The organism is Nonomuraea sp. NPDC049784, from assembly GCF_040659615.1.
Taxonomy (GTDB): Bacteria; Actinomycetota; Actinomycetes; order Streptosporangiales; family Streptosporangiaceae; genus Nonomuraea.
In genome coordinates this window covers 1-4,443 of the sequence record NZ_JBFAMX010000740.1, presented here as the reverse complement: position 1 = coordinate 4,443, position 4,443 = coordinate 1, and the positions used below count along the sequence as shown (strand labels likewise).

The following is a 4,443-nucleotide window of genomic DNA, read 5'->3' as shown; positions in this document are numbered from 1 at the left end:
CACCGTGATGCCGTCGGTCTTGCCGCCGAGCGGCGGTTGCAGGTAGGTGGACGGATTGACGAAGGGCGTGCCGGGGACCTGCACGGGCAGGCGGCGGACCTCGGTGCCGCGGCACGTGTACGGGACGCGCTGGCCTCTGGACCTGTTGTCCTGACCGTGGGAGGTGCGGCCCTCACCCGCCACTTGGGCGAGGTGGTGCGCGAGGCGCTCGGGGAAGGCCCCGCCGACCTGATCCTCACGGGAGGCGAGACCGCCAGAAGAGTTCTGGACGCGCTGGGCGTACGTGAGCTGATCCCCTTGGACCAGGTCCACCACGGCGCCGTTCACAGCCGCACTCCTGAGGGCCACTCGGTGGTCACCAGACCAGGCAGCTTCGGGGACGTCGACAGCCTCCTCCGCATAGCCGTCCATCTCGACCCGGACCTCCTTCACTCCAAATCGAAAGGCTGACATGAGCAGTACTCCTCTCATCGCCCTCACCATGGGGGACGGCGCCGGCGTGGGACCAGAGGTGATCGTCGGCGCGCTCCTCGCCCACGAGACCTCCACCTTCTGCCGCCCGGTGGTCATCGGCGACGCCGGACGCCTGCGCAAGGCCGCCGGCTTCATCGGCGTGCAGCCTGAGGTGGTCACCGTGTCCGGGGTCGGAGACGCGGAGTTCCGGGCGGGGCGCATCAACGTCATCGACCCCGGCCTCCTCCCCGGCGACCTGCCCTGGGGCGAGGTGTCACCGGTCGCGGGCCACGCGTCCTACGAGTACGTACGGCTGGCCGGCGAGCTGGCGATGTCCGGCGACGTACAGGCGATCTGCACGGCCCCGCTGAACAAGGAGGCCCTGCACGCGGCCGGGCACGTCTTCCCCGGCCACACCGAGCTGCTCGCCCACCTCACGGGGACCGAGGAGGTGTCGATGATGCTCTCCACCTCCAAGGTCAAGGTCATCCACGTCACCACCCACGTCGGCCTGATCGACGCGGTCGCCCGGATCGAACCCGGCCTGGTGGAGCGGACCATCCGGCGGGGCGAGGCGGCCATGCGCGGCTCCGGCGTCGCCCGCCCCAAGATCGGCGTCTGCGGCATCAACCCGCACGCCGGAGAGAACGGCCTGTTCGGGTACGGCGAGGAGGAGGAGAAGATCGTGCCCGCGATCGAGCGCCTCCAGGCCGAGGGCATGGACGTCCACGGCCCGCTGCCCGCCGACACGGCGTTCTTCCTGGCGGGCCGCGGCGACTACGACTTGATCGTCGCGATGTACCACGACCAGGGCCACGGCCCGGTGAAGATCCTGGGGCTGGAGGCAGGCGTCAACATCACGGTCGGCCTGCCGGTGATCAGGACCTCCGTGGACCACGGCACCGCGTTCGACATCGCGGGGAAGGGCGTGGCGGACGCCGGTAGCATGATCGAAGCCCTCCGCCAGGCGGCCGAGCTGTCGTCCGCGCGGGGCGTGTGAGGGGAGGGACCATCGATGGGCCGCGCAGCGCAGGTTCGCCGTGACGAGATCGTCCGCCTGGCCACCACCACCGGCCTGGCCAGCGTCGAGGAGCTGTCGGCCCAGCTGGGCGTGACCGCTTCCACCATCCGCCGCGACCTGGCCCACCTCAAGGCCGCGGGCCTGCTGGCCCGCACGTACGGCGGCGCCATGGCCGTGGTCACCCACCCGGAGGCCTCGCTCAGACAACGCGTCGGCGAGGCCTTCGAGGCGAAGCGGGCCATAGCGGCCTGGGCCGCCGCCCAGATCCGCCCCGGCGAAACGATCCTCCTGGACTCCGGCTCGACCACGGGCGCCCTGGCCCACGAGCTGAGACATTCCGTGGACCTGACGGTGGCCACCACTGGCCTGAACGCCCTCCAGGAGCTGGCGGGGGCGACGGGCGTCCACGTCGAATGCCTGGGCGGCACGCTCCGCCACGTGAGCCAGGGCTTCATAGGCCCGCTGGCGGAGGCGGCCCTGAGCATGATGACGTTCGACCGGGTGTTCCTCGGCGCCGACGCGGTGACGGCGGAGGACGGCATCTGCGAGGCGAGCCTGCAGCAGACCCGCCTGAAGGAGCTGATGATGGCCCGCTCCCGCCACGTCTACCTGCTGGTCCACGCCGCGAAACTGGGCCGCCGCCCCTTCCACGCCTGGGCCCGCATGCCCGACACCTGGACCCTGGTAACGGACGCCACCGCCACCCCGGAGTCCCTGAAGCCCTTCACCGAGAGGGGCGTGGAAACCGTCGTCGCCACCCTGTAGGCGACCCGGATCCGGCGACCACACTCAACAGAGCACCCTCCATCAAAGCGAGCCGGTGAGCGCGGTCATGAGACGGCCCCACCACACGAGCGTCTGTGGCGAGGTGAACTTGCACGAAGGCGAGCTTGAACGACGGCCGCGAGGTCGTCGAGGGACCGGCTTCGGCTCGTCGGTCGGCACCGGAGCGACACCAGCCCCTGACCGCGAGAAGCCCCAGGCTCATGACCTGGGGCTTCTCTAAGGATGGTGGACGATACTGGGATTGAACCAGTGACCTCTTCCGTGTCAGGGAAGCGCTCTCCCGCTGAGCTAATCGTCCGTATTGAGTTAGAACTCAGAGCGGAAGACGGGATTCGAACCCGCGACCCTCACCTTGGCAAGGTGATGCTCTACCACTGAGCCACTTCCGCGTGGTGCTGCGTTTACTTTAGCGGATCCCGAAGGGTCCGCCGGCCGGGCCGAGGTGGAGACGGGATTTGAACCCGTGTAGACGGCTTTGCAGGCCGCTGCCTCGCCTCTCGGCCACTCCACCAGGAGTCTTGCTCCGAGCGGAAGACGGGATTCGAACCCGCGACCCTCACCTTGGCAAGGTGATGCTCTACCACTGAGCCACTTCCGCATGAACCCCGGGCGACGTGCGCCGGGCTACGGGAAAACCATATCGCCTTCCCGGAGTGCCCGTGCGCAGCCAGAGGCTCGTGGGCCCAAATTCATCTGATCACGCGCACATCCTTCGCCATCACGAACATCACCCGGTGGCCGAGCTGGATCTGGTAGTAGCGGAGCTTGCCGGTCGTGGTGACGTGTTTGGCCGGGCTGAAGGCGTCGGCGGCGTAGTAGGAGCCGGTGATCGTGTCGCCCACCGTGTACGTCTGGCCGGGGCCGATCTTGTACTGGAGTGGGGTCAGCGGCTGGTAGGACGCCAGCTTATAGGCTGATTTCTCCGGGTACGCGCGGCCGTACACCTTGGTGTCTGGCTTGCGCGGGGTGACCAGAGGGCCCTTGGCGGGGACGGCGGTGGGGTTCGCGGGCGGGTTGTAGAACCAGGCCTTCTGCCCCAGGTACCAGATGGCCGTCCAGGCGCCCTGCCGGCCCGCCACGGCGTAGCGCTGGCCGGTGGAGGCGCGGGCGCTGTGGTCGTACACGCTGTACGTGCCGGGCTTGCCCGGATGCTTGCCCGGGTCGCTGACCAGGGGAGACGTCTCGCTCGGCTCCTTGTGCAGCCAGACCGTGGTGGCGCCGTGCTCCGGGCATTCCTTGGCCGGTTTGCCGGTGACGCAGCCGGTGAAGCGGGGCTGATTCTTGTCGTACGACGGGCGGATCATGATGGAATCGCCGTCCTTCACCCCTTTGAGCGGTTTGTTCAGCAGCTCGAAATAGTGGGCCCAGTCCCAGTACGGCCCCGGGTCCTCGTGCATGCCGGAGACGGCCTTCGGGGTGGTGCCGGGCACGTTGTCGTGGCCGAGGATGTGGGCGCGGTTGAGTGGGATGTCGTACTTGCCGGCCAGGTATTTGACCAGCTTGGCCGACGAGCGATACATCGCCTCCGTGTACCAGGTGCCTCCCTTGGCCAGGTAGCCCTCGTGCTCGATCCCTATCGAACGGGTGTTGACGTCCCAGTTGCCCGCGTGCCAGGCGATGTCGTTCGCCGGCACGTGCTGGGCGACATGCCCGTCGCTGGAGCGGATCGTGTAGTGCCAGCTCGCGTACTCCGGATCGCTGATCATGGACGGGATGCCCTTATAGGTGCCCTCGGTGTCGTGAATGATGATGTAGTCGACGGTCCGGGTCCGGCTCAGGTGGTCGTGGTTGCCGTAGTCCCTGCTCTTCTTCTTGCCGAAGCGCTTGTAGGCGGCGGGCATCCATTCGCAGGCGAGGGAGGCGGGGCACTCCGCCTGCCCTGTGTCTCCCGCCTTGTCCACCTCCTCGATCTTCTCGTCCGGGGCGGGCTGGTCGGCGGCCGGCAGGTTCGGCACGGGGCCGAGCCGCACCAGGAAGCCGTCGTCGGTACGGCGTGTCACGCCGTCCCGCATCACCGAGAACACCTCGTCGGCGAACTCATGGGCCGTGGCCGCGTCCTCGGCGCCGGAATAGCGGGCCACGGCCTCGTACCAGTCGGCGGGGTTGGCGCTCGGGCGGTCCTGGTAGGAGGCGAGGAGGGCGGCACCGGCCCTGATGTTGGTGGCCGGGTCTTCCCGCACGCC

General features: G+C 68.7%; 4 protein-coding genes and 4 tRNA genes. 3 read left to right on the top strand and 5 right to left on the bottom strand.

Going from position 1 to position 4,443, the window contains the following annotated elements; translation table 11 throughout:
- Positions 1–156: 156 nt before the first annotated feature.
- Genes AB0J09_RS57350 through AB0J09_RS57340 form a run of 3 tightly spaced genes read left to right on the top strand, consistent with a single transcriptional unit; the run spans position 157 to position 2,239 of the window.
- On the top strand, positions 157–450 hold the full coding sequence (locus AB0J09_RS57350; RefSeq protein ID WP_360711311.1) for a nucleotide-binding domain containing protein: 294 nt from the start codon (positions 157–159) through the stop codon (positions 448–450).
- Position 451: 1 nt separating this feature from the next.
- Complete coding sequence (pdxA, locus tag AB0J09_RS57345; protein WP_360711308.1) at positions 452–1,453, top strand: 4-hydroxythreonine-4-phosphate dehydrogenase PdxA; 1,002 nt, start codon at positions 452–454, stop codon at positions 1,451–1,453.
- Positions 1,454–1,468: 15 nt separating this feature from the next.
- A complete protein-coding gene (locus tag AB0J09_RS57340) occupies positions 1,469–2,239 on the top strand; it encodes a DeoR/GlpR family DNA-binding transcription regulator (protein ID WP_360711306.1) in 771 nt (256 codons plus the stop codon).
- A 244-nt stretch (positions 2,240–2,483) separates the two neighbouring features.
- On the opposite strand, the gene AB0J09_RS57335 is transcribed toward AB0J09_RS57340, so the two are convergent.
- The 5 genes from AB0J09_RS57335 to AB0J09_RS57315 all read right to left on the bottom strand — a co-directional run.
- Positions 2,484–2,558: transfer RNA gene (locus tag AB0J09_RS57335), tRNA-Val, on the bottom strand.
- Positions 2,559–2,577: 19 nt separating this feature from the next.
- Positions 2,578–2,649, bottom strand: a tRNA-Gly gene (locus AB0J09_RS57330).
- A 51-nt stretch (positions 2,650–2,700) separates the two neighbouring features.
- Positions 2,701–2,771, bottom strand: a tRNA-Cys gene (locus tag AB0J09_RS57325).
- A gap of 15 nt (positions 2,772–2,786) precedes the next feature.
- A tRNA-Gly gene (locus tag AB0J09_RS57320) sits at positions 2,787–2,858 on the bottom strand.
- A gap of 91 nt (positions 2,859–2,949) precedes the next feature.
- A partial coding sequence (locus AB0J09_RS57315) for an N-acetylmuramoyl-L-alanine amidase (protein ID WP_360711303.1) occupies positions 2,950–4,443 on the bottom strand: 1,494 nt, incomplete at its 5' end.